We start from the raw sequence: 26,839 nt of genomic DNA on the forward strand, positions 1-26,839 counted from the left end.
TCGGATTGGCCGACCGGACACGTACCCACTAAGCTCCTCGGTACCGTTCACGTCGAACGGTTGAAAACGCGTGCAGCCCAGCGCGCGACGCACGAGGAGCAGATATGGTCGACCATGGAACGGGCAGGCTGCTTGCCCTGTGCTTGTCCGTCGCAGGCGTGCTTGCCATGCCGGCAGATGTCGGTGCCGCCGCGCACACCACCGTCGTTACCAGCCACACGTATGTATCGGGCGATCCCGAAGGTACCCGCGTCCTTGAGTGGATCGCAGCGCACTCGCCCGACAGACGCCCGCTGGCCCGTAATGGCGCAGTCGTCGTGGAGAGGAAGCAGTACGTCCCCGGATCGCCTGCCTCCATCAGCGCGCCAGACAGCGTGCCGACGAAGGGCAACCCGGGCGATGCCTACAGCGTGAAAAGCACATTTGCCGATGGCACCACCCAGACGTGGGACTATCGCTGGGCAGCGCCGCCCGCCGGCGAAGGGGACGAATGGGGCTTGACGGGCTACGCGTTCCGAAAGGGAAGCGCGCCCGTGGAAACTCCCTGACGCCGAAGGTGAAATCGCGAGCGGCCGGCGGGCAATGCATCACTGCATGTTTCCGATGCCACGGTCACGATGGATCAGTCGCGGCACGCACGCCCTCTTTCCACTGCCGCGGCGACTGCCCGGTCTGCGCCTTGAACGCGCGCGACAACGCCGCTTCGCTGCCATACCCCACATCGATGGCGATGCGCTTGAGCGGCTGCCCCTTGCGCAAGGCCTGCTGCACCAGCCGCGTGCGCCAGCCCTGCAGGTAGTGGCCGGGGGTGCTGCCGATGGTGTCGCGGAAGCTGTCGGCGAACGCGCTGCGTGACATGCCGGCACGCTGGGCCAGCGATTCCAGCGTCCATTCGTCGGCCGGTGCCTCGTGCATGGCCACCAGCGCATGGCGCAGGCGCGGATGGGCCATGCCGGCGAGCAGCCCCACACGCAACTGGCCGCTTTCCATCAGCGCGCGCAGGATCTGGATCAACACCACTTCAAACAGGCGGTCGAGCAACGCCTGGCGGCCGCAGCGCTGGGCGAAGGCTTCTTCAAACAACACCGACAGGATGGGCTGGCCGCCGTAGAGCTGGTCCAGCGGCAGGCAGATGACCGGCGGCAGCGCGGCGGCGACCGGGTTGTTGCCGGCACCTTCGAACTGCAGGTGGGCGCAGGCGAAGTCGGCGCCGCGCTGGGGATCGGTCACGAAGCGATGCGCCAGCGGGCGCGGATACAGCAGCACGCTGGGCTGGTCGATCTGCAGCACGCGGCCGTCGGCGTGCTCGACGCGGACCTGGCCCTCGCGGATGAGGTGCAGCTGGCCGCGTTCGCCATCGGCGGGCAGGTCGTTGATGCCGCACAGCGGACCGGCGTGGAAGACTTCGGCGCTGACCGCAAAACGGCTCAGCAGGGACTGGAGGCGATCGACCATTCTGGACTCCTGGTCAAGTTTGACAGACGAAATGTAACCCGACGTACCCCTGGACCGGTCAAAGTACACCTGCCATCTGGCCCACCCCATTCCACGCCACAGGAGATTCCCATGTCCATCGAAAAGGTTCTGTACACCGCCACCGCCACCGCTACCGGCGGCCGTGAAGGCCACGCCACCTCGTCCGACAACGTGCTGGACGTGCAGCTGTCGACCCCGCGCGAGCTGGGCGGCGCGGGCGGCCCGGGCACCAACCCGGAACAGCTGTTCGCCGCTGGCTACTCGGCCTGCTTCCTGGGCGCGCTGAAGTTCGTGGCCGGCCAGGCCAAGGTTGCGCTGCCGGCCGAGACCGCGATCACCGGCAAGGTGGGCATCGGCCAGATCCCGACCGGCTTCGGCATCGAAGTGGCGTTGGAGATCAGCGTGCCGGGCCTGCCGCGCGAGCAGGTGGAAGAGCTGTTGCAGAAGGCGCACATCGTGTGCCCGTACTCCAACGCGACCCGCGGCAACATCGACGTGACGCTGACCGTTGCCTGATGCCGCAGGTGCCATACCGGCCTACGGGCGGCACCTGACGCACGGGTAAAAAAATGGGCGGCTGCCTGGCTGGATAGCCTGGCAACCGCCCATCCCACCGCGGTGGATCCCGTGGGTGCGCCCACGGGATGCGTCTGGTGGGGCGGGCAACGACCAACGGTCGTTGCCTACCGGTCGTATTTGCGTTCATGAGGTTGCCGGCCAGCGGCCGGCAGTGCCCGTTACTTTTCGTTGGCGATCAGCTGCACGACGCTGGAGAAATCCAGTTTGCCGCGGCCGGCCTGGTGGTTCATCGAGTACAGGTTGCGGGCCAGTTCGCCGAGCGGGATCGACGCGCCGACGCTCATCGCCGCTTCCACCGCCAGGCCCATGTCCTTGAGCATCAGGTCGCTGCCGAAGCCGCCGCTGTAGCCGCGCGAGGCCGGCGCATTGTCCAGCACGCCCGGCCACGGGTTGCACACTTCGGTGGCCCAGCTGCGGCCGGTGCTGACCGCCATCATCTGCGACAGCACCTTCGGGTCCAGCCCGTGCGCGACGCCCAGGGCGATCGACTCGCCGGTGACGGCCATGATCACGCCCAACGCCATGTTGTTGCACAGCTTGGCCACCTGGCCTGCACCGCTGGCGCCTACGTGGAAGATGTTCTTGCCCATCGCCTGCAGGATCGGGCGCGCGCGTTCGAGCGCCTCCTCCTCGCCGCCGACGATGAAGGTCAGCGTGCCGGCCTGTGCACCGGCAGTGCCGCCGGAGACCGGCGCGTCCAGCATCTGCAGGCCACGCGCCGCGGCCGCTTCGGCCACCTTGCGCGCGGTGGCCGGGGCGATCGTGCTGCAGTCGATGACCAGCGCGCCGCCCGGGATGTCGCCCAGCAGGCCGTCATCGCCCAGGTACACGCCTTCGACGTGGCGGCTGGCCGGCAGCATCGAGATCACGATCTCGGCGTCGGTCAGGGTGTCCAGCGCGGAGTGTGCGGCGGTGGCACCGGCATCAACGGCGGCCTGCACGGCGGCAGGCACCAGGTCGAACACGCGCACGGCGTGGCCGGCCTTGGCCAGGTTGGCGGCCATCGGGCCACCCATGTTGCCCAACCCGATGAATGCAATACGGCTCATGCGTGGCTCCTTTCAGGGACGGAGGTGCCAAGGTCGGCCAGCGGATGCGCGGCGTCCGACCACGGCGAAACGAAGAAGGTCTGGGCCCACGGCGCGGTGGCGTCGGCCAGCGTGCGCGGCTGCCACTGCGGGGTGCGGTCCTTGTCGATCAGCAGCGCGCGGATGCCTTCGGCGAAATCGCCGTGGGCGGCCGCATGCAGTGCGGCGATGTATTCGATGCGGTAGACCTCGGCCAGCGTTGCGCCCTCGGCCAGGCGCTGCAGCTCGAACGCCAGCCGCGCCGAGCCGGGGGCACCGGCGGCCAGCGTGGCCTGCGCGGCCTGCAGCCACGGGTCATCGGTCTGCAGCGCGGTGATGGCGGCCACGATGGCCGGCACGTCATCCCCGGTGCACAGCGCGTCGATGGCCGCCGCGTTGCGCAGCAGCGGGCCGGTGGCCGCGTCGCTGGCGTGCTGCTGCAGCAGTGCATCGAGCTGGTCGTGGTTGCGCTTGGCGTCGTCGCTCCAGTGCACCTGTGTGAGCGCGTTGAAGACGGCCCCCCGTTGCGCTTCGGCGATGTGGATGTCGGCCAGGCCGGCATAGATCGCATCGCCCGCATTGAGCGCTGCACCGGTCAACGCCAGGAACAGGCCGCCCTTGCCCGGTACGCGCGGCAGCAACCAGCTGCCGCCCACGTCGGGGAACAGGCCCACGGTGATCTCCGGGAACGCCAGCTTGGAGCGCTCGCTGACCACGCGGTGGCTGGCGCCGGACATCAGGCCGATGCCGCCGCCCATCACGATGCCATGGCCCCAGCACAGGATCGGCTTGGGATAGGTATGGATGGCGTAGTCGACGCGGTATTCGACGTCGAAGAATTCAGCGGCGTAGGCGTTGTCGCGGATGTGGGTCTTTCCGGCTTCACGGTAGTCGACCATGCTGCGGTACAGGCTGTGCAGGTCGCCGCCGGCGCAAAACGCCTTCTCGCCCGCGCCCTGCAACACCACCAGCGCGATGCCGTCATCGCGGGCCCAGGCATCGAGCCGTTCGCGCAGCAGGTGCGCCATCGGCAGCGAGAACCCATTGAGGGTACGCGGTGCGTTGAGCGTGGCAATGCCGATGCGCGTGCCGTTGGCGGCCGCGCGTTCTTCGAACAGCACCGGGGCCTCGTCGCTGGCGGCCGGCGTGCTCATGCGTTCTTCCACTGCGGGGCGCGCTTTTCCAGGAAGGCATTGACGCCCTCGGCCTGGTCGGCCCGGTCGAACAGGTCTACGAAGGCCTCACGCTCGGCCACCAGTGCCGAGGCGTGGGTGCCGCTGCGGGTGGCCTGCACCAGGGTCTTGCAGGCCGCAATGCTGGTCGGGCTCTGCTTGCCGGCCTTGTGCGCCCATTCCAGCGCCAAGGCCTTGGCCTCGCCCTTGCCGACCTTCTCCTCGGCCAGGCCGATGCGCACGGCCGTATCGGCGTCGATGCGTTCGCCCAGCAGGATCATCCGCTTGGCCCAGCCTTCGCCGACCAGACGCGGTAGGTTCTGGGTGCCACCGGCGCACGGCAGCAGGCCCACGGTGGCCTCCGGCAGCGCCACCTGGGCGTGGTCTTCGATGATGCGCAGGTCGCAGGCCAACGCGCATTCCAGGCCACCGCCCATCGCGTAGCCGTTGATGGCGGCGATGGACACGCCACGGAAGCCGGACAGCGCTTCGAACGCTTCGCCGAAACGGCGCGCCGCTTCGCGCGCCGCGGCCTTGTCGCCGGAGGCGAACTGCTTGAGGTCGGCACCGGCCGAGAAGAACTTCTCGCCGCCGCCGGTGATCACCAGCGCATAGATGCCATTGTCGGCATTGAGTGCGCCCACCAGGTCGCGCAGCGCCGACAGGCTGTGCACGGTCCAGGTGTGGGCCGGCGGGTTGTCCAGCGTCACCACGGCAACGTGGCCATCGGCCTCGACCTTCAGGCCGGTGTGATCATGCGTGCGCCAGTCGATCATCGCAGTTCCTCGTCGGTATTGAGCAGGTGGCGGGCCACGATCACACGCATGATCTCGTTGGTGCCCTCCAGGATCTGGTGCACGCGCGAATCGCGCAGCAACCGTTCAATGGGGTATTCGCGGATATAGCCGTAGCCGCCGTGGATCTGCAGCGCGTCGTTACAGATGTTGAAGCCGGCGTCGGTGGCGAAGCGCTTGGCCATCGCGCACCACACGTTGGCATCGCTGGCACGGGCGTCGAGCTTGCGCGCGGCGGTGTGCACCATCTGCCGGGCAGCCACCAGCTGGGTGGCCATGTCGGCCAGCTTGAACTGCAGCGCCTGGAATTCCGACAGCGCCTTGCCGAACTGGCGGCGCTCGCCCATGTAGCGGCGGGCGGCATCCAGTGCGCCCTGGGCAGCGCCCAGCGAGCAGGCGGCGATGTTGATGCGGCCGCCGTCCAGGCCCTTCATGGCCAGCTTGAAACCGCTGCCTTCCTCGCCCAGCAGGTGGCTGACCGGCACGCGCACGTTCTCGAACGTGATGCCACGGGTCGGCTGGCTGTTCCAGCCCATCTTCTCTTCTTTGCGGCCGTAGCTGATGCCCGGCAGGTCGGCCGGCACGGCGATCGCGCTGATGCCGCCCGCGCCCGGACCGCCCGTACGCGCCATCACCACCAGCAGTTCGGTGGCACCGGCGCCGGAGATGAAGGCCTTGGAGCCGTTGAGTACGTAATCGTCGCCGTCACGCACCGCGCTGGTCTTCAGCGAGGCGGCATCCGAGCCGGCACCCGGTTCGGTCAGGCAGTACGAGGCCAGCTTGGTGCCGGACGAGAGGTCTGGGCCCCACGCGGCACGCAGGCTCTGCTGGCCCCACTTGGCCACCATCCACGACGCCATGTTGTGGATGCTGACATAGGCCGCCGTGGACGGATCCACATTGGCGAGCTCCTCGATGACGACGGCGGCGTCCAGACGGCTCAGGCCGCTGCCACCGACCTCGGGATCCATGTACAAACCACAGAACCCGAGTTCCCCTGCCTTGGCGATCGCCTCGCGCGGAAAGATGCCCTCCGCATCCCATCGCGCGGCGTGCGGCGCCAGTTCGGCCTGGGCGAAGTCACGCGCTGCCTCTCTATAGGCCTGCTGCGCTTCGTCGAGTTCCGTCGTCATCGAGTGGCTCATGGTCGAACTCCGTTGTCGCTTACTTCAGGCTGATGGTGGTGTTGACGCCATGACCCAGCGTCTCGTCGTCGAACCAACGCGAGGTGATGGTCTTGGTCTGGGTGTAGAACATCACCACCTGCTTGCCGTACGGGCCCAGGTCGCCGAGCTTGGATGCGCGCGAGCCGGTGAAGGAGAACAGCGGCACCGGCACCGGGATCGGCACGTTGATGCCGACCTGGCCGACGTCGATGTCTTCCTGGAACTTGCGGGCGGCCGCGCCGGACTGGGTGAACAGCGCGGTGCCGTTGCCGTTCGGGTTGGCGTTGATCAGCGCGATGGCGTCTTCCAGGGTGTCGGCTTCCAGGATCACCAGCACCGGCCCGAAGATTTCCTCGTCGTACACGCGCATGCCCGGCTTGACGCCGTCGAAGATGGTCGGGCCAACAAAGTTGCCCTTCTCGAAGCCATCGACCTGCGGGTTGCGGCCATCCAGCACCAGCTTGGCGCCCTGCTCCACGCCCGAGGCGATCAGCGCTTCAACACGCTCGCGCGCGGCGCAGGAGATCACCGGGCCGACGTCCGTACCAGCGACGCTTCCACCGCTGACCTTGAGGGTCTTGGCCTTGGCCACCAGGTCCGGCACCCACTCGCGCGCTTCGCCCACCAGCACCAGGGTGGAGGCGGCCATGCAGCGCTGGCCGGCCGCACCGAAGGCAGCACCGACCATCGCGTTGAGGCTCTGCTCCTTGTTGGCGTCCGGCAGCACCACGGCGTGGTTCTTGGCGCCCATCATGCACTGCACGCGCTTGCCGGCCAGCGAGGCGCGGTTGTACACGTGGGTGCCGACGCGGGTGGAGCCGACGAACGAAACAGCCTTGATGTCCGGGTGATCGCAGATCGCGTTGACCACCTCTTCGCCACCGTGCACGACGTTGAGCACGCCCTTGGGAATGCCGGCTTCCAGCGCCAGTTCGACCAGGCGCATGGTCACCATCGGGTCCTGCTCGGACGGCTTGAGGATGAAGGTGTTGCCGGTGGCGATGGCCATCGGGAACATCCACAGCGGAATCATCGCCGGGAAGTTGAACGGGGTGATGCCGGCGCAGACGCCGAGCGGCTGCAGCAGGGTGTAGGTGTCTACGCCGTTGGCCACGTTGTTGGCCAGTTCGCCCAGCTGCAGATTGCCGATGGCAGCGGCGTGCTCGACCACTTCCAGGCCGCGGAACACATCGCCTTCGGCGTCGGGCACGGTCTTGCCCTGCTCGGCCGACAGGATGTGGGCCAGCTCGCTCATGTGCTCGCGGATCAGCTGCTGGTACTTCAGGAAGATGCGGGCGCGGGTGCCGATCGGGGTCTTGCGCCAGGTCTTGAAGGCTTCCTTGGCCGAGGCCACGGCGGCGTCAACCTCGCCCAGGGTGGCGAACGGGACCTGGGCCAGGACGTCCTGGGTGGCCGGGTTGACCACGTTCTGCCAATGCGAGCTTGCCGATTCGATGAACTGGCCATCGATCAACATGCGGATACGGGGCGCTGCAACAGTCATGGACAATCCCGGGGGGTCGAAAGTTGTTGGCATTATTCACATGGCCATCCTCGATTTCCGGGCTGTATACGCTTAATCTGGCCAATGCCCGCTACGATTCTTGTGAATTCTGTGAATAGCCAGCCCACCCATCGTCAGATCGGCCTGCGCCTGCTGAAGCTGCGGGAGCAGCGCGGCTACAGCCAGGTTGAGCTGGCCCGGGCGCTGGGGCTGTCGGCCAGCTACCTGAACCAGATGGAGCGCAACAAGCGCCCGCTGACGCCGGCGGTGCAGCAGAAGCTGCGCGAGGTGTTGGGCGACGTTTCCGGGCTGTTCGATGTGGATGAACCCGGCGCGTTGCAGGAAGCGTTGAGCGACACCCTGCGCGACCTGGGCCTGGACGACGTGAGCAGCACCGAGCTGCGCGCCATGGCCGGCAACCTGCCGCAGGTGAGCCAGGCCCTGCTGGACCTGCACCGCCGCCATCTGGCGCTGCGCGAGCACGCGGCCGCCCTGGAGTTCCAGCTGGGCGACGTGCATGCCGGGCAGGCGCTGCCGGCCGGCGACCAGGTGCGCGACTTCTTCAACCGCATGCACAACCACATCCCCGAGCTGGACGACCTGGCCGAGCAGCTGTTCGGCGAATGGGGGCTGGTGGCCGGGCACGTGGCGCCGCGGCTGCGCCAGCTGCTGGCCGACCGTCACGGGGTGCTGGTGGAGGTGGCGCCGCTGCAGGCCGGTCGCGAGAAGCGGGTCTATGACGGGGGCAGCCGCACGCTGTGGTTGCCCGACTACCTGGAGCCGGGCCAGCAGGCGTTCCAGATGGCCGCCGAGCTGGCGCTGCTGGGCTATGCGGCGCAGATCGATGCGGTGATCGCCCGCGCCGGCTTCCGCGAACCGGAGCAGATCGCGCAGGCGCGGATCGGCATGTCCAACTACTTCGCCGGCGCGCTGGTGATGCCGTATGCGCAGTTCCTGCGTGCGGCCGAGCACAGCAGCTATGACATCGATGCGCTGGCGCACCGCTTCGGGGTGGGCTTTGAAGCGGTGTGCCATCGGCTGAGCACGCTCGCGCGGCGCAGTGCGCCGGGGTTGCCGTTCTTCTTCATCCGCGTGGACCGGGCCGGCAATGTGTCCAAGCGCCACTCGGCTACCGACTTCCACTTCTCGCAGGTGGGCGGCTCGTGCCCGCTGTGGATCGTGTACGAGGCGTTCAACCAGCCGGGCCGGGTGCTGACCCAGACCGCGCGCATGCCCGACGGGCGCCGCCACTTTTGGCTGGCGCGGCAGGTGAGCAGCGGCCCGATCGGTCACGGGCAACCGCGCAAGACCTTCGCGGTGGCGCTGGGCTGCGACCTGCAGCATGCCGAACGGCTGATCTACTCGCGCGGCCTGGACATCCAGAGCCCGGGCAACTCGGTCTCCATCGGCCCGGGTTGCCGCGTGTGCCCGCGCGAAGATTGCATGCAACGCGCGTTCGCGCAGCTACCAGGCCGCGGGTAGCGTCGACCGTTGGTCGCCTTGCATCCGGCTCCAGGAATGCTCAACCCCGATGCGAAGGGCAGCCGACCAACGGTCGGCTCTACCTCCGGCGCCGGGAATGTTTGATCCGGAGGCGGGTAGAGTCGACCGTTGGTCGATTTGCATCCGACGCCAGGAATGCTGGACCCCGACGCGGGTAGAGTCGACCGTTGGTCGACTTGCATCCGACGCCAGGAATGCTGGACCCCGATGCGAAGGGCAGCCGACCAACGGTCGGCTCTACCGGGTGTATGCAGTTGATCGGGATGCGGTGTATGCAATCGATCGGGATGCGGTGTGTGCCATCGGTCGGGGTGGGCATGCATGCGTTCCACCCGCGTAGAATCGACCGTTGGTCGACGTCTGCCCTAGTCCCAGAACACCGAGAAGACCTGGAAACCCTCGGCCGGCACGGGTGCTGCGGCATGCTGGCCGTATGGCCAGCCTGCGCTGGCGCCGTCCGATTCCAGGCCTTCCAGCCATGACTGCACGGTGGGCGCGTCAGCGGAGGTGAGGATGTGGATGTTCTCCGCTGCCGGCCAATCGGTGTCGTCTTCCAGTGCCATGCCCCAGTCCTGGTGCAGGCCGACATACACGCCCTGGACGTCCGGGCGCGCGGCGATGGCCTGAAAGCGTGCGTGCAGCTCGCGGATGGGCGGGCGCCCGAACTCCCATTGGTTCGGCGCGATCGATTCTTCCTGATCATTGCCCGTGAAATACGCATCCAGCGGGACCACCGGCAGGTGGTCGGGGTCGAGCGCGTCGAGGTGTTCGAGTGTCTGCAGCAAGGCCATGCGTGGGGTCATGCGGTTCCATCCTGGTGAGAGCGGTGCGTCAACGAGCATAAACGAGATGCGCAGCCGACCAATGGTCGGCTCTACCGGGCATGTCGCGTTTCATGAGCAGCCGACCAACGGTCGGCTCTACCGGTAATGCTGGGTTTCATGAGGAGCCGGCCAGCGGCCGGCACTACCGGGCATGTCGCGTTCCATGCGTTGCCCGGCCGGCGCCCCTCCCGGCTCAGTAAATCGGCGTGACCTTCATCTGCGGCAGCGGGCGCGGTGCGCCGTCGGTGAGGTCGGGGCCGAGGTCTTCCCAGGCCTGGCCCTGCTCGACCATCAGCCGCCACAGCTGCTGGGAGGCGCGCCGCTTGTCCTCCGAGCCCAGCCGGTACGACGGCGGCGGCGGTTCGCCGGTGGCCACGCTCTGGTACGCGTCACGCCAGGCGGCCACGCGCTGCGCAGGATCGTCGGTGCGGGCGATCTCCAGCGTGTAGCGCTGGTAGGCCGAGGCCAGGTTGCGCCAGCGGATCCAGTAGTGGTTCTGGAAGGAGAAGCCGCAGAAGCGTTCGCCCGCCACGCTGCCCTTGGCGGCGATGCGGCTCAGCACGTCCTGCGGCATGTCCAGGTTCATGCCGCCTTCGTCGCCCTGCAGCGACACGTGCACGATGCGGTCGCGATACCCCGGTGCGCGGGCCTGCAGCACGTCGCGCCAGTTCTGCATGGTCGATACGATCGAGAACAGGAAGCCGGACATCTCCGCAGCTGCCAGCGGCCGCGCAATGGCGTGGTAGCTGCGCTGCCAGCCCTGGCGGTTCTCGGTAGGCAGGAACACCGCCTGTTCAAGCTGCGCCTGCACGCCATGCCTGCCGGCGTCCAGCACGCTTACCGCATCGGCGTGGCGCGGGTACACCAGGTTGATGCCGAAGGTGGGCCAGCGCGGCAACGCCGCGTCGAACAGGTGGATGGGGAAGTTGCTGCTGATGCCACCATCGGAGAACCAGCACACCCGGAAGGCGGTGATCACCGGGCCACAACTCTGGCCGCCGCTGGTCAGGCCTTCCATGCTGTCGGCAACGTTGCTGTTGTCGTGCGGCGCGGACGCCTCGGGCTGCGGTTCACAGCGCCGCTCGCGACGCGCCGGTTCGTGCAGTGGTACCGCGCTGATCAACAGCGGGAAACTCAGGCTCATGCGCGTGGCCACCAGTACCGGCAGCTGATCGCCATCGACCAGACGGTAATACGCGCGACCATCGACCTGTTCGGGCGCGCCGGCCTGGGCCACCAGCCACTCCACCACGCTGGCCGGGAACAACTGCGCGAACTCGTCGCGCAGGAACCAGAAGTGCGCCGCATTGAACGGCAACGTGCGCGGCTCGGTATGCGACACGCAGGTGGTGATCATCTGCAGGCTGATGGCCTGCGCGCCGGCCGGCTCGCCGGGGTACCGCGGGGCCTGGTGCAGGTCGCCGAAGGTGAGCGGCTGGCCCGGCGGTTTGCCCGACAGCGCCTGCAGGCGGTCATGCAGCCAGTCGGTCAGGGCCGGGGTGGCGGCGTCGGCCTGGGTGCTGCCATTGCACAGCCCGAGCAGGTTGCGCCGCGCCACCCGCGCCACCCGCAGCGCCGATGCGAGCACGCCGGCGCCGTAGGCGCACAGCAACGAGGGCAGCAGCGTCGCCCACACCCCCGCCACGCCGCCGGCCAGCCAGCCGATGCCCAGCAGGCCGATCAACGCGACCAGCAGTTCCAGCGGCGCGATGGCGAATACGGCGGCCAGCAGGCAGGCGATCTTGCGCGGCAGGCTGGATTTGCCGGTGAGCATCACCAGCAGGCGGTAGGCAGTGCGCGCGCCGTGCGCGGGCTGGAACAGGCTGTAGATGAAGCCGCGCGTGGACAGCTGCGCCGACACCGCCGACAGGCCGGGAAAGCCCACCTGCGCGTCCACCGTCTCGCCGGCGTGGCGGCGGCGATCCCCCAGTGCCGCCGCCGCAGCCACCGCCGCGGCAATCGCTCCGGCCGAGGTGCCGCCGATGTTCTTGAAGCGGTATTCGCGCGCCAGCGACAGCACCGCGTTGGGATACACGATGCCGCTGGTGATGCCGCCCTTCATGACCAGATCGCAGTACTTGTCCGCCACGCCCGACTCCTCACGTCCGCCTGCCCATGCGCGGCCGATCCGCGCAGGCCCCGCAGGCATCCCGGCCAGGGGCCGGCACCCAACGGGCTGATAACGACAGTATCGCCCGGGGCCTTCTCACGGCCTGAGAAGCACGGCACGGAACGCCTTACTCGGGTTTGGCGCCCGACTGCGGCACGCGGCGCACCTGCGACAGGTCGTAGCCCAGCGCGGCCAGCCGGGTCATGGCGGCCTTGTAATCGGCCTCCGGAATGGTCGGGGTGCGCGCCATCAACCACATGTAGTCGCGCTTGCTGCGCCCCACGATGGTCTGCTGGTAGCCGTCGTCCAGGTACACGATCACGTACTCGGCCTGGATCGGCCAGATGAACTGCATGCCCCACTCAGCACCGTTGGTGCCGGGCTTGACCTTGCCGATCGGGTGCATGGTCTTCACCGGCGCATCGAAGCTGCCCTTGCGGTAGCGGAAGGTGGTCTGGATGCGTCCATCCGGGCGCAGCGCGTAGGACTCCACCGCATCGAACGCCTCGCGCTCGGGGCGGCTGGGGATATGGGCGATCACATACCAGTCGCCCATGAAGCGCGGCACATCCACGTGTGCCACGGGCGGAATGGGACGGGTGTTGCCGCCGCAGCCCAGCATCAGGCTGGCCAGCAACAGGGGAGCGAGGGCGCGGTAAGACATGGCAGGATCCTCATGGCAGGCGGGGTCACGGGCGGTCGAACAGGTAGTGGGCCACCTGCCATTGCTGGCCGTTCTGGTAGCCGAACAGCTCGGCGCAGGCCATCCAGAACATGCGCCAGCGCTGTGCCCACAACGCCGCCGAGGGCGCGCCGTAGCACTGGCGCATGATCTCCAGCACCGCGTCGCGGTTCTGGTCCTGGTTGGCCAGCCAATGGTTGGCGGTGCGCTCGTAGTGGGTGCCATCGAGCAGCCAACGCTGCTGCAGCTGCAGATGCTGCTGGAAGCACAGCAGGGTGTCGGCGGCCGGCATCAGGCCACCGGTGAAGAAGTGCCGGCCCATCCAGTTGTCGTCGCCCTCGGTCTCGAAGGGGTACATCAGCGTGCGGTGCACGAAGATGTGCACGAACAGCTTGCCCTGCGGGCGCAACCAGCCGTGGATGCGCTGCAGCAGCTGCCGGTAGTTGCGCATGTGCTCGAACATCTCGATCGACACGCAGCGGTCGAATGCGGCTGCATCGAGCACCAGGGTATTGGCATCGCGGGTCAGCACGGTGACGTTGTCCAGCCCGCGCAGGCGGCACTGCGCCTGGATGTGTTCGCGCTGACTGTTGGAATTGGACACCGCGGTGATGCGTGCGTTGGGGTAATGCTCGGCCATCCACAACGTCAGCGAACCCCAGCCACAGCCCAGTTCCAGGATGTCCTGGCCATCGGCCAGCTGGGCACGCTGGCCGTACAGGGCCAGCATGGCCTCTTCGGCCTGGTCCAGCGTTTCGCTGCCGGTGGGGTAGTAGCAGCTGCTGTATTTCAGCCGCTTGCCCAGGCACAGTTCGAAGAAACCGGCCGGCACTTCGTAGTGCTGGCGGTTGGCCGCGTCCACGTGCAGGGCCACCGCGCTCTGCGACAGTTCGGCGATGCGCGCGGCAAAGCGCTGCGACTGCGCCTGCTGGCCACCGGCCAGTTCGTCGCGCAGGCGCGCCTCGCATTGGCGGCGGATGCCCAGGCGCAGCAACGCGTCGGGCAGCAGGCCGCGCTCGGCCAGGCCGGTCAGGCCCGGCGCGTGGTCGGGCGCGGGCAGGGAGTCACTGGCGACATTCACGGGGACGGCTCCTTGCGGGTATTCGATGAGCGGGAGGGAAACCACGGAAACAGCATCGGCGTGGTGCGCTGGTAGTCGCGGTAGTCCTCGCCACGGCTGCGCAGCGCCTGGGCCTCGGTGAAGGGAATACCGCTGACCCAGCGCAGGAACACGTACATCACCACCGGGCCGGACCAGGCCAGCCACCACAGCGGCGAATGCACGGCCAGCAGCACGTAGGTGAACCAGTGCAGCCATTCGAAGAAGTAGTTGGGGTGCCGCGAGTAGCGCCACAGCCCGTCGCGGCAGGTCTTTCCCTTGTTGCCGGGGTCGGCGCGGAAACGTGCCAGCTGGCGGTCGGCCAGCGCTTCGCCGCCCACGCTGAGCAGCCAGACCGCGATGGCGGCCAGGATCCAGCGCAGGTCATCGGGCTGGGGGTTGTGCGCTACCGCAACGAACGGCAACGCGAACAGCACGATCAGCCCCGCCTGGAACTGGAAGAAGCCGAAGATCTTGCCCTGGTGGCCGTTCCAGTGGGCGCGCAGGTGCTGGTAGCGGCCGTCTTCGGGTTCGCTGCGCACGCGGTGCCACAGATGCAGCGCCAGCCGCGATCCCCACAATCCGCCGAGCACCGCCAGCGCGATGCGCGGTGCCGGTGCGCCGCTGCCCAGCACGGCCAGCAGCAGGGCCGACGCGCCCACGCCCTTGGCCCACAGCACATCGACCACGCCGATGTTCTGGTGGCGGCGCTGCCACCACCAGCCCCAGCTCATGATCAACGCGGCATACAGCCATACCCACCACAGCAACTTCATGCGTGTTCTCCCGCGGTATCAGAAAGGGCGTGCGACGTGCGCTGCCAATGCCGCGCGCACGCGGCCAGCACCGGCAGCGCCAGTGACCAGCCAAGGCCAAGCAGCAGCACGCCCTGCCAGCGGGGCGTAGCGAAACTCACCGCCGACCAGCCACGCGCTGCCGACAGATACGCCAGCGGCGCCAGCAGCAGCCCGACCAGGGCGGCGATGCGCAGGTGCTTCTGCAGCACCGCAAACGACACCGGCAGGGTCATCGCGAACGCCGCCCACAAGGCCAGGATCCACACCGGGGCCACCCACGCCGGGCCATTGCCGGCCGCGTACTGCACCCAGCCCGAGCCACCGGCCACGCCGTCCACCAGCAGGCCGCACAGCAGTGCCACGCCCAGCAGGCGAAGTTCCACGCCGGGCTGCGGCGACAGTGCCAGCTGGCTGCCCACGTACACACCGGCGGCCAGCAGCGCGGGCCAGCGCAGGCCATGCCCGGCGCCAACCACCGCGCACAGCCACACCAGCTGGTTGCCGATCACGTTGGCCCAGAAGCGCACCATCTCAGCCGACTTCGCCGTGCGCGGCAGGCCGGTAGCCCGGGCGCGCCATCAGCAGGTGCGACACGCCGATGGAGCGTTCCAGGAAGCCGCCTTCGCAGTAAGCCAGGTAGAACTCCCACAGGCGGATGAAGCGTTCGTCGAAGCCCTGCGCGCGCACCGCCGGCAGTTGCGCCAGGAAGCGCTGCCGCCAGGCGCGCAGGGTGAGCGCGTAGGACGTGCCGAAATCATGCTGGCCGATCAGCTGCAGGTCGCTGCTGCGGGTCTTGGCCGCCATGATCGCGTTGATCGACGGAATGAAGCTGCCGGGAAACACGAAGCGCTTGATGTAGTCCACGCTGCGCCGCGCCTGTTCGTAGCGCTGGTCTTCGATGGTGATGGCCTGCAGCAGCGCCAGGCCCTCGGGCTTGAGCAGGCGGGTGAGCGTGTCGAAATAGGTGTCCAGGTACTGCGCACCGATGGCCTCGATCATCTCGATGGAGACGAGCTTGTCGTACTGGCCGTCCAGATCGCGGTAGTCCTTCAGCAGCAGCGTGACCTTGTCCTGCAGGCCGGCCGCTTCCACGCGCGCCTTGGCCAGGGTGTACTGCTCCACCGAGATGGTGGTGGTGGTGACGTGGCAACCGATCTCGCCGGCCGCGTACAACGCGAACCCACCCCAGCCGGTGCCGATCTCCACCACGTGGTCGCCCGGTTGCAGCTGCAGCTGCGCGCAGATGCGTGCCAGCTTGCGCCGCGAGGCGTCTTCCAGCGCGTCGGCCGGGCTGGCATACAGCGCCGAGGAGTACATCAGGTCCGGCGACAGGAACAGCGAGAAGAACGGATTGCCCAGGTCGTAATGCGCGGCGATGTTGCGGCGGCTGCCTTCGCGGGTATTGCGACGCAGCCGGTTCCAGCCCTTCAGCAGCCAGCCGCCGATGCGCGCCACGCCGCGCTCCATGCCGTCGAGCAGGTCGCGGTTGCGCACCAGCAGCTGCACCAGCGCCACCAGGTCGCTGCAGCGCCAGTCGCCACGGATATACGACTCGCCCGCGCCCACGCTGCCCTGCGCCGCCACTGCCCGGTAGAAGGCGGGGTCATCCACCCACACGGTGACGCGCAGGCTCGCTGCCGGATCGCCCAGCAGTACATCGCCGGCAGCGTCGCGCAGCTGCAGGCAGCCGCCGCCCAGGGGGGCCAGCTGGGCCAGCAGGCGATCGCGCAGGAAGCGCTCCAGTGCCGTGGGCATCGGCAGCGCAACCGGGCCGGTCATGTCGTTCATGGGCGTTTTCCTGCAAGCGAAGGATGGTCGTGGACGGGGGTGCGCTTGAGCCACAGGCGCAGTGCCTGCCAATGAATGGCGGCCACCACCTGGACGGTCATCAGCGGGAAGCGCAGCAGCACGCCGGCCAAGCTACGCGCGGTGATCGGGTGGCGTTGCAGCACCAGGTCGGCATCGAACTGGCGTACGCCCGCGCGCCATACCTGCATGTGCACGTGCAGGTCGTCCCCCGGTGTGGTGAAGCGCCAGCGGTAGTGGCAGTCCATGGCCATGAAGGGCGATACATGGAACTGCTTGTCGAATTCCCAGGCCAGCGCGCGGCCACTGGCATCGGCGGCGGCCACCGGCAGCACGTAGGCGTGCCGCTCCTTCCACGGGGTGTTGGTGATCTCGGCCACGATGCAGTCCAGCGTGCGGCCATCGTCGGCGTAGCAGTAGTAGAAGCTGACCGGGTTGAACACGTGGCCGGCGTAACGCAGGTGGGTAAGCAGGCGGATCGGGCCGTGCGGTGCGCGGCCCAGCGCGGCGGTGATGCGGGCGCGTACCGCATCGGCCAGCGGTTGCGCCGGGTCGCCGAGGTAGTCGCTGCGGCGGAATTCCGCCAGGTTGCGGCGTCCCACCGACCACAGCCAGCGCCGCGCGAACAGCGTATCGATCTCGTCCAGGTCCAGCAGCAGCTGCGCCACCGGGTAGCCGAACGCATGCGGGTGCGGGGCGTGGCGGCGGTGGCGCATGCGGCCACGGTAGAGGGCGCTGGCGCTCATGCCGGTTGCGCCTGGGCCAGCGGCCAGTACGACTCGGCGTCCAGTGCCTGCAGCGCATCAACCACGCGCCGTGCACTGCGGATGCCGTCTTCGTGGAAGCCCCAGCCCCAGTACGCGCCGGCAAACCAGGTGCGGCGCTGGCCCTGGATCTCGGCCCAGCGCTGTTGCGCCGCCACCATGGCATGGTCATGCACCGGGTGCGCGTAGTGCAGCGTGCGCAGCACCTTGGCCGGGTCGATGGCGGCCGTGCGGTTCAAGGTGACCACCAGCGGCGTGGGCGTATCGATGCCCTGCAGCTGGTTCATCAGGTAGCTGACCGTGCAGGGCGCCAGCGGGTTGGCCGGTACGTGCGCGTTCCAGGCCGCCCAGGCCTTGCGGTTGCGCGGCAGCAGGCGCGCATCGGTGTGCAGCACCACCTCGTTGGGCTGGTAGCGGATCGCACCGAGCACGCTGCGTTCGGTGCGGTCGGCATCGGACAGCAGCGCCAGGGCCTGGTCGCTGTGGCAAGCGAGCACCATCTGGTCGAAGCCTTCCAGCCCGGCCGCGCTGTGCACGCGCACGCCATGCTCGTGGCGCTCCACGCCGAATACGCGGCAATCCAGCCGTTCGCGCACGTGCCAACGCCGCCGCATCGCGTCGATGTAACGCGCCGAGCCGCCCTGCACCACCCGCCACGGTGCGCGACCGCTCACCTGCAGCATCTGGTGGTTGGCCATGAACTGCGCCAGGTAGCGCGCCGGGAAGGCCTCCAGGCTGGCGGTGGGCGAGGACCACAGCGCCGAGGCCATGGGCAGCAGGTGCTCGTCGATGAAGGTGCGACCATAGTGGCCGGCGCGCAGGTAGTCCCCCAGTGAAGGCCCGGCATCGTCGCCGTGCAGCAACGCCGGTGCCTCGCGGTAGAAGCGGCGCAGGTCGCCGAGCATGCCCCAGAACCGCGGGGACACCAGGTTGCGACGCTGGCAGAACAGCCCATCCAGCGAGGTGGCGTTGTACTCCAGCCCGCTGCGCTCGCTGTGTACCGAGAAACTCATGGTGGTGGGCTGCGAAGCCACGTTGAGCTCGTCGAACAGCGCGGTGAGCAGCGGGTAGTGCAGCGGGTTGAACACGATGAAGCCGGTGTCCACCGCGTGGCTGGCGCCGTCCACCTGCACCTGATGGGTGTGGGTGTGGCCGCCCAGGTAGTCGTTGGCCTCGAACAGCGTCACCTCGTGCTGCTGGCCCAGCCACCAGGCGCTGGCCAGGCCGGCGATGCCCGATCCGATCACGGCGATACGCATGTCAGTGCTCCGCCTTGGCCAGCACCCAGGCCGGCACGGGTTTGAGGTCGCGCACCAGGCCCAGCGCCGCCATCAGCCGCAGGCCGTACCAGGTCACATCGATCTCCCACCAGTAAAAGCCCTGGCGCGCGGTGCCGGGGAAGAAGTGGTGGTTGTTGTGCCAGCCCTCACCGAAGGTGAGCAGGGCCAGCCACAGGTTGTTGCGGCTGTCGTCACCGGTGTTGAACCGCTGGCGGCCGAAACGGTGCGCCAGCGAGTTGATGGTGACCGTGGCGTGGAACAGCACCACGGTGGAGATGAAGAAGCCCCACACCAGCATCTGCCCGCCGCTGGTGCCCCAGGACGGCGCGAAATGTTCGAGCAGCGCGCCCAGGCCGAACAGGGCGGCGGCCAACGCGATCGGCACCAGCGTGTCGAAGCGGTCCAGCCAGCGCAGTTCCGGGTACTTGGCCAGGTCGGGGATGCGGTCCCAGCGGGTGCGGAAGCCGTCGGTGGTGAGGAACCAGCCCATGTGGCTCCACCAGAAGCCATGCACGCCGGGCGAGTGCGGATCGGCGGCGGTGTCGGTATGGCGGTGATGGACGCGGTGGTGGGCGGCCCACCACAGCGGGCCGCGCTGCACGCTGGCCGCGCCGATCACCGCGAACACGAACTGCACCGCGCGCGAGGTGCGGAAGGTGCGGTGCGAGAAGTAGCGGTGGTAGAAGGCGGTGATGGCGAACATCCGCACGGCGTACAACGCCACCGCAACGCCGACCGCCACCCAGGAGACCCCCACCCAGATCACCGCCAGGCAGGCAAGGTGCATGGCCGCGAACGGGATCGCGCGCAGCCAGTCCACGCGCTGCGCCGCTTCGTCGGCCACCGCCGTCCCGGCGCTGGTATCGAACCAGCGCCGCACGGTGGCCATCAGGCCACGGCGGGCCGTGCGGGGTGCTGCAGTGGCGGGTCCGGCCGACATATCGCGTATCTCCTGGCGTTCTTGTCAGGAGATACGGGAGCCAGGCCCATCCGGATGCACGGATCCGGAAAAAAGGTTCGTCGCCCATCTGCGACGCAGGCAGAAACGTGGCTTGACGCTTTCCGCGCGCGGCCGTCGGCGGGTCGGGCGCTGGGCCCCCACGCCCTTTCCGGCGAATGTCCTCCGGCGTCGGCCTGCGGCCGCCCCCTCCCCCTTTATTTCGCCTCCAAGGGCATGGGGGCCCAGCGCCCGACCCACCGACAGCCAGGAGAAAGCGTGGCTTCCCCAACCTGTACCGCGAGCCGAGCCCCGTAGCAGCCGGTAGGCTCTTGGGCAAAATAAAGGAGGAGGCCGCCCCGCGGCCGGGGGACATTTGCACCAGGGGCCTACCGGCTGCTACGGGGCCCTCACGCGCGCGCGCCCCGATCGGGCACGCCAGCCGATCCAATCTGCGCCTTCTCTCAGAGGGGAGAAGAACCAAAAAAAGCGCGTTACAGGGTGGCGATGTCGCCCTTGGCGATGATCGGGCCGGTCGGGATGCCCTGCGGCGCGCCGCTGGACGGTTCCAGCGTGATGGCCAGCACGGAGCCGTTCACCAGCGCATCACGCAGTGCGTCCGGCACGGTCACCGTATGGGCGCGGTTGATGGACACCAGGCCCAGCGAACGCGGCGTGCCGCCGGCCGGGATCAGCCACAGTTCCGGGGCGCGCCCGGCCGCATCGGCGGCGGCCGGTACCGGCACCATCAGCACCTTGCCCTGGGCCTTGTCCACCGAGGCCAACCAGCCTGGCGTGCCGTCGTCGTGCAACAGCGGGGTGACCGGCTTGGTCGCCTGCTCGGGTTCGGACGGGGTGGGCGGCGGGGTCGGGGTGACCGCCACCGGCGGTGCAACCGGGGCCACCGGTTCCAGCTGGCCGCGACTGAACACCGCCACCAGCGCCACCACGGCGGCCAGCGCGGTCATGCCCTGCCAGAACCCGGTGCGCTGCCAGGCGCGCGGCGCGCCGGCGCCGACCGAGGGCCAGCCCAGCGCGGTACGGATGCGCGGCCACACGTGCGCGGGCACCGCTTCACTGCCCAGCGCGTCGAGCATGGGCGCCAGGCGGTTTTCCCACTGGCTCACCAGCCGGGCAAAGCCGGGGTCGTTGGCGATGCGCTGCTCGGCCTCGCTGCGTTGGGCGGCATCGAGCACGCCCAGCACGTATTCGCCGGCCAGGATGTCGGCGCTGGGCGGTTGCCCGTCGTCATGCAGGTCATGGAGGTCGCGGATGTTCATCGTTCCAGGCACACCCGCAGTTGCCCCAGGCCGCGGCGGATCCAGCTTTTCACCGAGCCCAGGGGCGAGCCGATCCGGCGCGCCAGTTCCTCATAGCTGGCCCCGTCCAGGAACGCCAGCCGGATCAGCGAACGGCGGCGCGGTTCCAGGGTGTCCAGGCAGTCGTCCAGGCGCTGCCGGTCGGAGGCCTGTTCGGCCACCTGGGCCGGCTGCGGGGCGAAATCGGGGATTTCATCGGCCACCGACAGGTCGTCCAGCGGGCGCGGCGGCGCCGCGCGCAGGCGGTCGATCGCGCGGTTGCGCGCCATCATCGACAGCCAGGTCATGGCCGCCGCCTTGGCGCGGTCGAACTGCGCCGCCTTGTGCCAGACGCTGGTGAAGACATCCTGCAACACCTCTTCGGCGTCGCTGCGATCGCGCAGGACGTGCAGGCAGATCGCGAACAAGCGCCCGGACGCCAGCTGATACACCGACTCGAAGGCCTGGCGATCGCCGCTGGCAACCCGGACCAGCAGGTCGTCGAGGCGCCGTGCGGCACCCGTGTCGGCAAGCTCCAGCTCAGGCATCGCAGGCTCAACGTCGGCAGGAAGATAGCCCGCATCGTCGTCGCTGCGCGCGCAGGGCGCAAGGGGGGACTCAACCGGCGCATGTGGCCACCAGCGGCTGCTGCCGTGCCGCGGCCAGTTCGGCGGCGGTCGCCGCGACTGGCTCGGCGGGGAATTCAACGCGCACCTGCGGGTAGCGCCCCTGCGCATCGCGCACGTTGCCGGTGCCACTGAACTGCAGCAGGCGCGGGCTGTTGCGTGCATACACCAGGGTGACCGCCGGGACCGCGAAGCCGAACCAGGCATCCAGCCGCATCTGCAGCTGTTCGGCCGGCTGGCCCTGCCAGGTGACCGCCGCGCTGCGCTGTAGTTTCAACGGCACCAGCCGCTGGCGGCTGGGCAGCAGGAACTGGAACGCCACCGGGCGCCCGGCCTGCAGGGCGTCCCAGTGGCCCAGCACGGCGGCGTCGAAACCGGCATCGACCACCGCATCGGGCGGGATCGCGATGGCACGGCTGACCCGGTCAGCGCGCGCGTCTTCACGCACAAACACGGTACGGGCCGTGGCGCTGCCCTGCAGACCTTCCTGGTAGCCATTGCGGGCATCCTCGAAGGCGAAGTCGGGGGTCTGCGGGCTGCCCTGCGGGGTCATCCACTTGCGCGCGAAGGCGCGGCCGTCGGCGCAGCGGTACAGCACCAGCCGCGATCGGGTCGCCGCCGGCCCCTGCAGCCAGTGGGTCTCGCGGTATAGCAGTCGGCCATCGGCCGGCGCATAGGCCCGCCCTTCCTGGCGCAGCACCTGCTGGGCCGCCGCCGGCAATACCGGGCACAGCAGCAGCACCAGGGACGGTAAGAGGGATCGGCGCATGCCCGGCTCCACGTGGGGGTCACCAGCAGATACGCAGCCAGCGCCGCGGCGGATGCACTGCGGGCGGCGGGTAAACTGGCCGGCTTGTCACCGCCGCCCCTGAAGAACCCGATGCCGACGCCCACCCTGCGTTCCCCTCCTGCCGGCGCAGCCGCATGACCAGCGCACTGGAAATTGCCGCCAACGTCACCGTGGCCGCCTCGATCCTGCTGGCCGGGCGCAACAGCGTGCACACCTGGTGGACCGGCATCATCGGCTGCACGTTGTTCGGCCTGGTGTTCTACGAGGCGCGCCTGTACGCCGACGTGGTGCTGCAGGGCGTGTTCGTGCTCACCAGCGTGATCGGGTGGTGGCAGTGGCTGCGCGGCGACCATGGGCATGCCCTGCCGATCAGCCGGGTGCAGCTGCGCACGCTGGGCTGGATGCTGCCGGCAGCGTTGCTGGCCAGCGTCGGCTATGGCCTGCTGCTGCATACCTGGACCGACGCCTATGCGCCGTTCCTGGATTCGGCCGTGCTGGTGCTGAGCGTGGTGGCGCAGCTGTTGATGATGCGCCGCAAGCTGGATTCGTGGTGGTTCTGGCTGCTGGTCAACAGCATCGCCATTCCGCTGTACGCCAGCCGCGGGTTGCACCTCACGGCCGTGCTGTATGGCGTGTTCTGGATCAACGCGCTGGTCTCGCTGCGGCACTGGCGGCGGTTGATGCGCGAGCAGAGCGTCGCCACCGCAGCGGCCGATGCCGCGCATGGGTGAGCGTTTCGCCACCGGGTTGGTGGTGGGCAAGTTCAGCCCGCTGCACCGTGGCCACGAGGCCCTCATCGACCATGCGCTGAGCCGCTGCGACAGCGTGCTGCTGCTCAGCTGGAGCCAGCCGGAACTGCCCGGCTGTGATGCCGACCGGCGTGAAGGCTGGCTGCAGGCGCTGTACCCGCAGGTAACCCGGCTGGTACTCGACGAGGCGCGGTTGGCGGCACACTGCGCCCGACAGGGCGTGCCGATGCGGCCGCTGCCGGACAACACCGACGACGACGCGACGCAGCGCGCGTTCGTGGCCTGGGTGTGCAGCACGCTGTGGCAGTGCCGGGTGGACGCGGTGTTCACCAGCGAGGCGTACGGCGATGGATTCGCGGCCGCCCTGCAGCGCCATTTCAGTGCACAGGCGGGCGTGCACTGGCCGGTGGCGCATGTGTGCCTGGACCCGGCCCGCAGCCGGGTGCCGGTATCGGGCACGGCGTTGCGGCGCGATCCGCATGCCCTGCGCGGATTTCTCGACCCGCGCGTGTATGCCAGTTTCGTCGGCCGCATTGCCCTGCTCGGCGGCGAATCCAGCGGCAAGACCACGCTCGCCGCCGCACTGGCCGGGCAGCTGCAGACCGTCTGGGCCGCCGAGTTCGGACGTGAGCATTGGGAGGCGCGCGGTGGCGCGCTCGACTACGACGACCTGCTGCACATCGCACGGGTGCAGGTAGCGCGCGAGGACACGCTGGCCGCGCAGGCCAACCGCTGGCTGGTCTGCGATACCACGCCGCTGACCACGCTGCTGTACTGCCTGTCCATGTTCGAACGCGCCGAACCGGCACTGCATGCGCTGGCGCAACGGCGCTACACCCACCTGTTCCTGTGCGCCCCGGATTTCCCGTTCGTGCAGGACGGCACCCGTCGCGATGACGCCTTCCGGCACGCGCAGCATCGCGCGTACCTGGAGGCGCTGGACGCGCGCGGCATGCCGTTCACCGTGCTGGGCGGCCCGCTGCCGCAGCGCGTAGCGCAGGTGATGACCGCGCTGGAGGGATCACGCGCAGCGGGTTGTTGACGGTACAGGACAGAGGAGTAGCATTGGCACCAGCCAAGGGATAGACCCACGGCACCTGCAACGACATGGGGGATTCTCATGGAATACGACTATCTGGTGTTCATTGGGCGTTTCGAGCCCTTCCATAACGGCCATGCCGCCGTCGCCCGCCTCGCACTGAGCCGGGCCAAGAAGCTGATCTTTCTGGTCGGCTCTGCCGATACCCCCCGCAGCCTCCGCAACCCTTGGACCGTGGCCGAACGCGCCGTGATGATCCAGGCTGCGCTTGAAGGTGCGGGCGAACGCCTGCTGATCCGTCCGCTCAAGGACCACCTGTACAACGAAGCGCAGTGGATCGCCGGCGTGCAGCGCACGGTGGCCGATGCGGTGCGTGCCGACGGGCATGCGGGCGATGCGAAGATCGGCCTGGTCGGCATGGACAAGGATGATTCGAGCTACTACCTGCGCGAGTTCCCGCAGTGGCCGCTGGTGGATGTGCAGCACACCGAAACGTTGTCGGCCACCGAACTGCGCCGCTACCTGTTTGAAGCCGGCAGCGTGGATTTCCACGGTGCGCTGCTGATGCTGCGCGGGAACGTGCCGGCGCCGGTGTACGCCATGCTCGAAGCGTTCCGCAAGAGCGGCCCGGCCTACGCCCAGCTGGTGGCCGAGTACCAGTTCATCGAGCAGTACAAGGCCGCCTGGAAAGACGCACCGTATGCGCCCACGTTCGTCACCACCGATGCGGTGGTGGTGCATTCGGGCCACGTGCTGCTGGTGCGTCGCCGTGCCGAGCCCGGCAAGGGCCTGTGGGCGTTGCCGGGCGGCTTCGTCGGCCAGCAGCAGGGCCTGCTCGACAGCTGCCTGCGCGAACTTCGCGAGGAGACCCGGCTGAAGATTCCCGCGCCGGTGCTCAAGGGCTCGCTCAAGGGCCAGCATGTGTTCGACCACCCTGAGCGCAGCCAGCGCGGCCGCACCATCACCCACGCCTTCCACTTCGATTTCCCCGCCGGCGAACTGCCGGCCGTGCGCGGCGGCGACGATGCCGACAAGGCGCGCTGGATCCCGGTCAGCGAAGCACTGGACATGGGCCCCAAGCTTTACGAAGACCACCTGCACATTCTGGAGTTCTTCCTGGGCCGGGGCTGATCCCGGCTTTCCCGCCGGCGGATAGACCGCCGGTGTCACCCGACGCGAAGGAGCTTCCCGTCATGCATTACCTCGACAATCTTCTCCTCAACACCGACAGCTACAAGGCCAGCCACTGGCTGCAGTATCCGCCGGGCACCGACGCCACCTTCTTCTACGTGGAGTCGCGCGGCGGCCACTACGACCGCACGCTGTTCTTCGGTCTGCAGGCGATCCTGAAGGACTACCTGGCCAAGCCGATCACCCATGCCGACATCGACGTGGCGCGCGATCTCTTCGCCGCCCACGGCGAGCCCTTCAACGAGGCGGGCTGGCGCTACATCGTCGATACGCACGGCGGCCTGATGCCGATCCGCATCCGCGCCGTGCCCGAGGGCAGCGTGGTGCCGGTGCACAACGCGCTGATGACGATCGAATCGACCGACCCGCAGGCGTTCTGGGTACCGTCGTATCTTGAAACGATGCTGCTGCGCGTGTGGTACCCGGTCACGGTGGCCACCACCAGCTGGCACGCCAAGCAGACCATCCGCCAGTACCTGGAGCGCACCAGCGACGACCCGGAAGGCCAGTTGCCGTTCAAGCTGCACGACTTCGGCAGCCGGGGCGTGTCGAGCCTGGAATCGGCCGCCATCGGCGGCGCCGCGCACCTGGTCAACTTCCTCGGCACCGACACTGTCTCGGCCCTGCTGTTCGCCCGCGCCTTCTATCACGAGGCCATGGCCGGCTATTCGATCCCGGCCGCCGAGCACAGCACGATTACCAGCTGGGGCCGCGACAACGAGGTGGAGGCCTACCGCAACATGCTGGCCCGCTTCGCCACGCCTGGCGCGCTGGTGGCCGTGGTCTCGGACAGCTACGACATCTTCCACGCGATCACCCGGCACTGGGGCACCACCCTGCGCCAGCAGGTGATCGACTCGGGCGCCACCGTGGTGATCCGCCCGGATTCGGGCGACCCGGTGGCGGTGGTGCTGCAGTGCCTGCAGCTGCTCGACGACGCCTTCGGCCACGTGGTCAACGGCAAGGGCTACAAGGTGCTCAACCACGTGCGCGTGATCCAGGGTGACGGCGTCAACCCGACCAGCATCGGCCAGATCCTGGCCAGCATCACCGCCGCCGGCTACGCCGCCGACAACGTCGCCTTCGGCATGGGCGGCGCGCTGCTGCAGCGGCTGGACCGCGACACCCAGAAGTTCGCGCTGAAGTGCTCGGCCGCGCGCGTGGACGGGAAATGGATCGACGTCTACAAGGACCCGGTGACCGACAGTGGCAAGCAGAGCAAGCGCGGCCGCATGCGCCTGCTGCGCCATCGCGAGTACGGCCAGTTCCGGACGGTGTCGGTGCCGGCCGACGCGGAATCGCTGACAGCCGCCGCGCTGCCGCTGGGCTACGAGGATGCGATGGTCACGGTCTGGGAGAACGGCACGTTGCTGCAGGACGATACGTTGGCTGAGATCCGCAGCCGGGCCGATGATGCGCGGTTGAGCGATACATCGAATCGATGACCACCGTCCCGCGGGCGTGACCGCGTCCGCTTTCGCCTGCGCAAAATTCAGCGAGCATCACAGGCGAGGCCCGCTGATCGACTGCCCTGTGCATCAGCGGGCCGGATTGGTCCCGTTTGACGATACTACCGTCACGCGTTA

At 68.6% G+C, this 26,839-nt stretch carries 26 protein-coding genes; 7 read left to right on the forward strand and 19 right to left on the reverse strand.

The features are described from left to right. Window positions 1–104: 104 nt before the first annotated feature. On the forward strand, window positions 105–548 hold the full coding sequence (locus DX03_RS18570; protein WP_038691095.1) for a hypothetical protein: 444 nt from the start codon (window positions 105–107) through the stop codon (window positions 546–548). A 64-nt stretch (window positions 549–612) separates the two neighbouring features. Here DX03_RS18570 and DX03_RS18575 read toward each other — a convergent pair whose 3' ends face one another. Then, window positions 613–1,455: an AraC family transcriptional regulator gene (locus DX03_RS18575; protein ID WP_038691097.1), complete on the reverse strand. Its 843-nt coding sequence runs from the start codon at window positions 1,453–1,455 to the stop codon at window positions 613–615. 111 nt (window positions 1,456–1,566) lie between these two features. Here DX03_RS18575 and DX03_RS18580 point away from each other — a divergent pair, with 111 nt between their 5' ends. After that, on the forward strand, window positions 1,567–1,992 hold the full coding sequence (locus DX03_RS18580; RefSeq protein ID WP_038691099.1) for an organic hydroperoxide resistance protein: 426 nt from the start codon (window positions 1,567–1,569) through the stop codon (window positions 1,990–1,992). 221 nt (window positions 1,993–2,213) lie between these two features. Here DX03_RS18580 and mmsB read toward each other — a convergent pair whose 3' ends face one another. The 5 genes from mmsB to DX03_RS18605 are packed head-to-tail and all read right to left on the reverse strand — an operon-like array spanning window position 2,214 to window position 7,758. Further along, window positions 2,214–3,104: a 3-hydroxyisobutyrate dehydrogenase gene (gene mmsB / locus DX03_RS18585; RefSeq protein WP_038691101.1), complete on the reverse strand. Its 891-nt coding sequence runs from the start codon at window positions 3,102–3,104 to the stop codon at window positions 2,214–2,216. Next, on the reverse strand, window positions 3,101–4,276 hold the full coding sequence (locus tag DX03_RS18590; RefSeq protein ID WP_038691103.1) for an enoyl-CoA hydratase/isomerase family protein: 1,176 nt from the start codon (window positions 4,274–4,276) through the stop codon (window positions 3,101–3,103). The genes mmsB and DX03_RS18590 overlap by 4 nt, the downstream gene beginning before the upstream one ends. Next, window positions 4,273–5,070 carry an enoyl-CoA hydratase gene (locus tag DX03_RS18595; protein ID WP_038691105.1) on the reverse strand — a complete coding sequence of 266 codons (798 nt, stop codon included), beginning with the start codon at window positions 5,068–5,070 and terminating at the stop codon, window positions 4,273–4,275. The genes DX03_RS18590 and DX03_RS18595 overlap by 4 nt, the downstream gene beginning before the upstream one ends. After that, window positions 5,067–6,221, reverse strand: a complete 1,155-nt coding sequence (locus DX03_RS18600) for an acyl-CoA dehydrogenase family protein (protein ID WP_486669404.1) — start codon at window positions 6,219–6,221, stop codon at window positions 5,067–5,069. The genes DX03_RS18595 and DX03_RS18600 overlap by 4 nt, the downstream gene beginning before the upstream one ends. A gap of 31 nt (window positions 6,222–6,252) precedes the next feature. Beyond that, on the reverse strand, window positions 6,253–7,758 hold the full coding sequence (locus DX03_RS18605) for a CoA-acylating methylmalonate-semialdehyde dehydrogenase (protein ID WP_038691109.1): 1,506 nt from the start codon (window positions 7,756–7,758) through the stop codon (window positions 6,253–6,255). Window positions 7,759–7,869: 111 nt separating this feature from the next. Here DX03_RS18605 and DX03_RS18610 point away from each other — a divergent pair, with 111 nt between their 5' ends. Then, window positions 7,870–9,240 carry a helix-turn-helix domain-containing protein gene (locus tag DX03_RS18610; protein ID WP_038691110.1) on the forward strand — a complete coding sequence of 457 codons (1,371 nt, stop codon included), beginning with the start codon at window positions 7,870–7,872 and terminating at the stop codon, window positions 9,238–9,240. 386 nt (window positions 9,241–9,626) lie between these two features. Here the strand turns inward: DX03_RS18610 and DX03_RS18615 are convergent, their stop codons facing one another. From DX03_RS18615 to DX03_RS18675, 13 genes are all read right to left on the reverse strand, one after another. Further along, on the reverse strand, window positions 9,627–10,064 hold the full coding sequence (locus tag DX03_RS18615) for a hypothetical protein (RefSeq protein WP_038691111.1): 438 nt from the start codon (window positions 10,062–10,064) through the stop codon (window positions 9,627–9,629). A gap of 214 nt (window positions 10,065–10,278) precedes the next feature. Further along, window positions 10,279–12,174 (reverse strand): patatin-like phospholipase family protein, encoded by a 1,896-nt coding sequence (locus DX03_RS18620; RefSeq protein ID WP_038691112.1) that lies wholly within the window; start codon window positions 12,172–12,174, stop codon window positions 10,279–10,281. A 148-nt stretch (window positions 12,175–12,322) separates the two neighbouring features. After that, window positions 12,323–12,859 carry a lipocalin family protein gene (locus DX03_RS18625; RefSeq protein ID WP_038691114.1) on the reverse strand — a complete coding sequence of 179 codons (537 nt, stop codon included), beginning with the start codon at window positions 12,857–12,859 and terminating at the stop codon, window positions 12,323–12,325. A 25-nt stretch (window positions 12,860–12,884) separates the two neighbouring features. Continuing rightward, window positions 12,885–13,958, reverse strand: a complete 1,074-nt coding sequence (locus tag DX03_RS18630; RefSeq protein WP_051598926.1) for a cyclopropane-fatty-acyl-phospholipid synthase family protein — start codon at window positions 13,956–13,958, stop codon at window positions 12,885–12,887. Further along, entirely contained in the window at window positions 13,955–14,752 is a 798-nt protein-coding gene (locus DX03_RS18635; RefSeq protein ID WP_038691117.1) for a DUF1295 domain-containing protein, read from the reverse strand. Before DX03_RS18635 ends, DX03_RS18630 begins: the two co-directional genes overlap by 4 nt. Further along, window positions 14,749–15,303: a DUF2878 domain-containing protein gene (locus tag DX03_RS18640; RefSeq protein WP_038691119.1), complete on the reverse strand. Its 555-nt coding sequence runs from the start codon at window positions 15,301–15,303 to the stop codon at window positions 14,749–14,751. The genes DX03_RS18635 and DX03_RS18640 overlap by 4 nt, the downstream gene beginning before the upstream one ends. 1 nt (window position 15,304) lies before the next feature. Continuing rightward, a complete protein-coding gene (locus DX03_RS18645; RefSeq protein ID WP_038691121.1) occupies window positions 15,305–16,561 on the reverse strand; it encodes an SAM-dependent methyltransferase in 1,257 nt (418 codons plus the stop codon). Next, window positions 16,558–17,325: a DUF1365 domain-containing protein gene (locus tag DX03_RS18650; protein WP_038691123.1), complete on the reverse strand. Its 768-nt coding sequence runs from the start codon at window positions 17,323–17,325 to the stop codon at window positions 16,558–16,560. Before DX03_RS18650 ends, DX03_RS18645 begins: the two co-directional genes overlap by 4 nt. After that, window positions 17,322–18,602, reverse strand: a complete 1,281-nt coding sequence (locus tag DX03_RS18655) for an NAD(P)/FAD-dependent oxidoreductase (RefSeq protein ID WP_038691125.1) — start codon at window positions 18,600–18,602, stop codon at window positions 17,322–17,324. Before DX03_RS18655 ends, DX03_RS18650 begins: the two co-directional genes overlap by 4 nt. Before the next feature lies 1 nt (window position 18,603). Next, window positions 18,604–19,563, reverse strand: coding sequence for an acyl-CoA desaturase (locus DX03_RS18660; RefSeq protein ID WP_051598927.1), 960 nt, complete (start codon window positions 19,561–19,563; stop codon window positions 18,604–18,606). 491 nt (window positions 19,564–20,054) lie between these two features. After that, window positions 20,055–20,840 carry an anti-sigma factor gene (locus DX03_RS18665; protein WP_051598928.1) on the reverse strand — a complete coding sequence of 262 codons (786 nt, stop codon included), beginning with the start codon at window positions 20,838–20,840 and terminating at the stop codon, window positions 20,055–20,057. Next, a complete protein-coding gene (locus DX03_RS18670; protein ID WP_038691127.1) occupies window positions 20,837–21,406 on the reverse strand; it encodes a sigma-70 family RNA polymerase sigma factor in 570 nt (189 codons plus the stop codon). The genes DX03_RS18665 and DX03_RS18670 overlap by 4 nt, the downstream gene beginning before the upstream one ends. 70 nt (window positions 21,407–21,476) lie before the next feature. After that, on the reverse strand, window positions 21,477–22,253 hold the full coding sequence (locus DX03_RS18675; RefSeq protein WP_038691129.1) for a hypothetical protein: 777 nt from the start codon (window positions 22,251–22,253) through the stop codon (window positions 21,477–21,479). Between the two features lie 155 nt (window positions 22,254–22,408). Between DX03_RS18675 and pnuC the strand changes: the two genes are divergently transcribed. From pnuC to DX03_RS18695, 4 genes are all read left to right on the forward strand, one after another. Beyond that, complete coding sequence (pnuC, locus tag DX03_RS18680) at window positions 22,409–23,005, forward strand: nicotinamide riboside transporter PnuC (RefSeq protein WP_038691131.1); 597 nt, start codon at window positions 22,409–22,411, stop codon at window positions 23,003–23,005. Continuing rightward, complete coding sequence (locus tag DX03_RS18685; protein WP_038692643.1) at window positions 22,998–24,065, forward strand: AAA family ATPase; 1,068 nt, start codon at window positions 22,998–23,000, stop codon at window positions 24,063–24,065. Before pnuC ends, DX03_RS18685 begins: the two co-directional genes overlap by 8 nt. 72 nt (window positions 24,066–24,137) lie before the next feature. Continuing rightward, the gene (locus tag DX03_RS18690; RefSeq protein WP_102100650.1) at window positions 24,138–25,193 is read left to right on the forward strand and encodes a bifunctional nicotinamide-nucleotide adenylyltransferase/Nudix hydroxylase; all 1,056 of its coding nucleotides are present in this window, start codon (window positions 24,138–24,140) and stop codon (window positions 25,191–25,193) included. Between the two features lie 62 nt (window positions 25,194–25,255). Continuing rightward, on the forward strand, window positions 25,256–26,698 hold the full coding sequence (locus DX03_RS18695; RefSeq protein ID WP_038691135.1) for a nicotinate phosphoribosyltransferase: 1,443 nt from the start codon (window positions 25,256–25,258) through the stop codon (window positions 26,696–26,698). Window positions 26,699–26,839 lie beyond the last annotated feature (141 nt).

Source organism: Stenotrophomonas rhizophila, from assembly GCF_000661955.1.
Taxonomy (GTDB): Bacteria; Pseudomonadota; Gammaproteobacteria; order Xanthomonadales; family Xanthomonadaceae; genus Stenotrophomonas; species Stenotrophomonas rhizophila.

Excerpts from the sequence above, each read along its gene's own strand:
- DX03_RS18655 (WP_038691125.1), bottom strand. The coding sequence starts at position 18,602 with ATGCGTATCGCCGTGATCGGATCGGGCATCGCCGGCCTGGCCAGCGCC.
- pnuC (WP_038691131.1), top strand. The coding sequence starts at position 22,409 with ATGACCAGCGCACTGGAAATTGCCGCCAACGTCACCGTGGCCGCCTCG.
- DX03_RS18640 (WP_038691119.1), bottom strand. The coding sequence starts at position 15,303 with ATGGTGCGCTTCTGGGCCAACGTGATCGGCAACCAGCTGGTGTGGCTG.
- DX03_RS18595 (WP_038691105.1), bottom strand. The coding sequence starts at position 5,070 with ATGATCGACTGGCGCACGCATGATCACACCGGCCTGAAGGTCGAGGCC.
- DX03_RS18570 (WP_038691095.1), top strand. The coding sequence starts at position 105 with ATGGTCGACCATGGAACGGGCAGGCTGCTTGCCCTGTGCTTGTCCGTC.
- DX03_RS18660 (WP_051598927.1), bottom strand. The coding sequence starts at position 19,563 with ATGTCGGCCGGACCCGCCACTGCAGCACCCCGCACGGCCCGCCGTGGC.
- DX03_RS18685 (WP_038692643.1), top strand. The coding sequence starts at position 22,998 with ATGGGTGAGCGTTTCGCCACCGGGTTGGTGGTGGGCAAGTTCAGCCCG.
- DX03_RS18635 (WP_038691117.1), bottom strand. The coding sequence starts at position 14,752 with ATGAAGTTGCTGTGGTGGGTATGGCTGTATGCCGCGTTGATCATGAGC.
- DX03_RS18695 (WP_038691135.1), top strand. The coding sequence starts at position 25,256 with ATGCATTACCTCGACAATCTTCTCCTCAACACCGACAGCTACAAGGCC.
- DX03_RS18615 (WP_038691111.1), bottom strand. The coding sequence starts at position 10,064 with ATGACCCCACGCATGGCCTTGCTGCAGACACTCGAACACCTCGACGCG.
- DX03_RS18670 (WP_038691127.1), bottom strand. The coding sequence starts at position 21,406 with ATGCCTGAGCTGGAGCTTGCCGACACGGGTGCCGCACGGCGCCTCGAC.
- DX03_RS18665 (WP_051598928.1), bottom strand. The coding sequence starts at position 20,840 with ATGAACATCCGCGACCTCCATGACCTGCATGACGACGGGCAACCGCCC.
- DX03_RS18650 (WP_038691123.1), bottom strand. The coding sequence starts at position 17,325 with ATGAGCGCCAGCGCCCTCTACCGTGGCCGCATGCGCCACCGCCGCCAC.
- DX03_RS18625 (WP_038691114.1), bottom strand. The coding sequence starts at position 12,859 with ATGTCTTACCGCGCCCTCGCTCCCCTGTTGCTGGCCAGCCTGATGCTG.
- DX03_RS18580 (WP_038691099.1), top strand. The coding sequence starts at position 1,567 with ATGTCCATCGAAAAGGTTCTGTACACCGCCACCGCCACCGCTACCGGC.
- DX03_RS18600 (WP_486669404.1), bottom strand. The coding sequence starts at position 6,221 with ATGACGACGGAACTCGACGAAGCGCAGCAGGCCTATAGAGAGGCAGCG.
- DX03_RS18675 (WP_038691129.1), bottom strand. The coding sequence starts at position 22,253 with ATGCGCCGATCCCTCTTACCGTCCCTGGTGCTGCTGCTGTGCCCGGTA.
- DX03_RS18645 (WP_038691121.1), bottom strand. The coding sequence starts at position 16,561 with ATGAACGACATGACCGGCCCGGTTGCGCTGCCGATGCCCACGGCACTG.
- DX03_RS18605 (WP_038691109.1), bottom strand. The coding sequence starts at position 7,758 with ATGACTGTTGCAGCGCCCCGTATCCGCATGTTGATCGATGGCCAGTTC.
- mmsB (WP_038691101.1), bottom strand. The coding sequence starts at position 3,104 with ATGAGCCGTATTGCATTCATCGGGTTGGGCAACATGGGTGGCCCGATG.
- DX03_RS18590 (WP_038691103.1), bottom strand. The coding sequence starts at position 4,276 with ATGAGCACGCCGGCCGCCAGCGACGAGGCCCCGGTGCTGTTCGAAGAA.
- DX03_RS18575 (WP_038691097.1), bottom strand. The coding sequence starts at position 1,455 with ATGGTCGATCGCCTCCAGTCCCTGCTGAGCCGTTTTGCGGTCAGCGCC.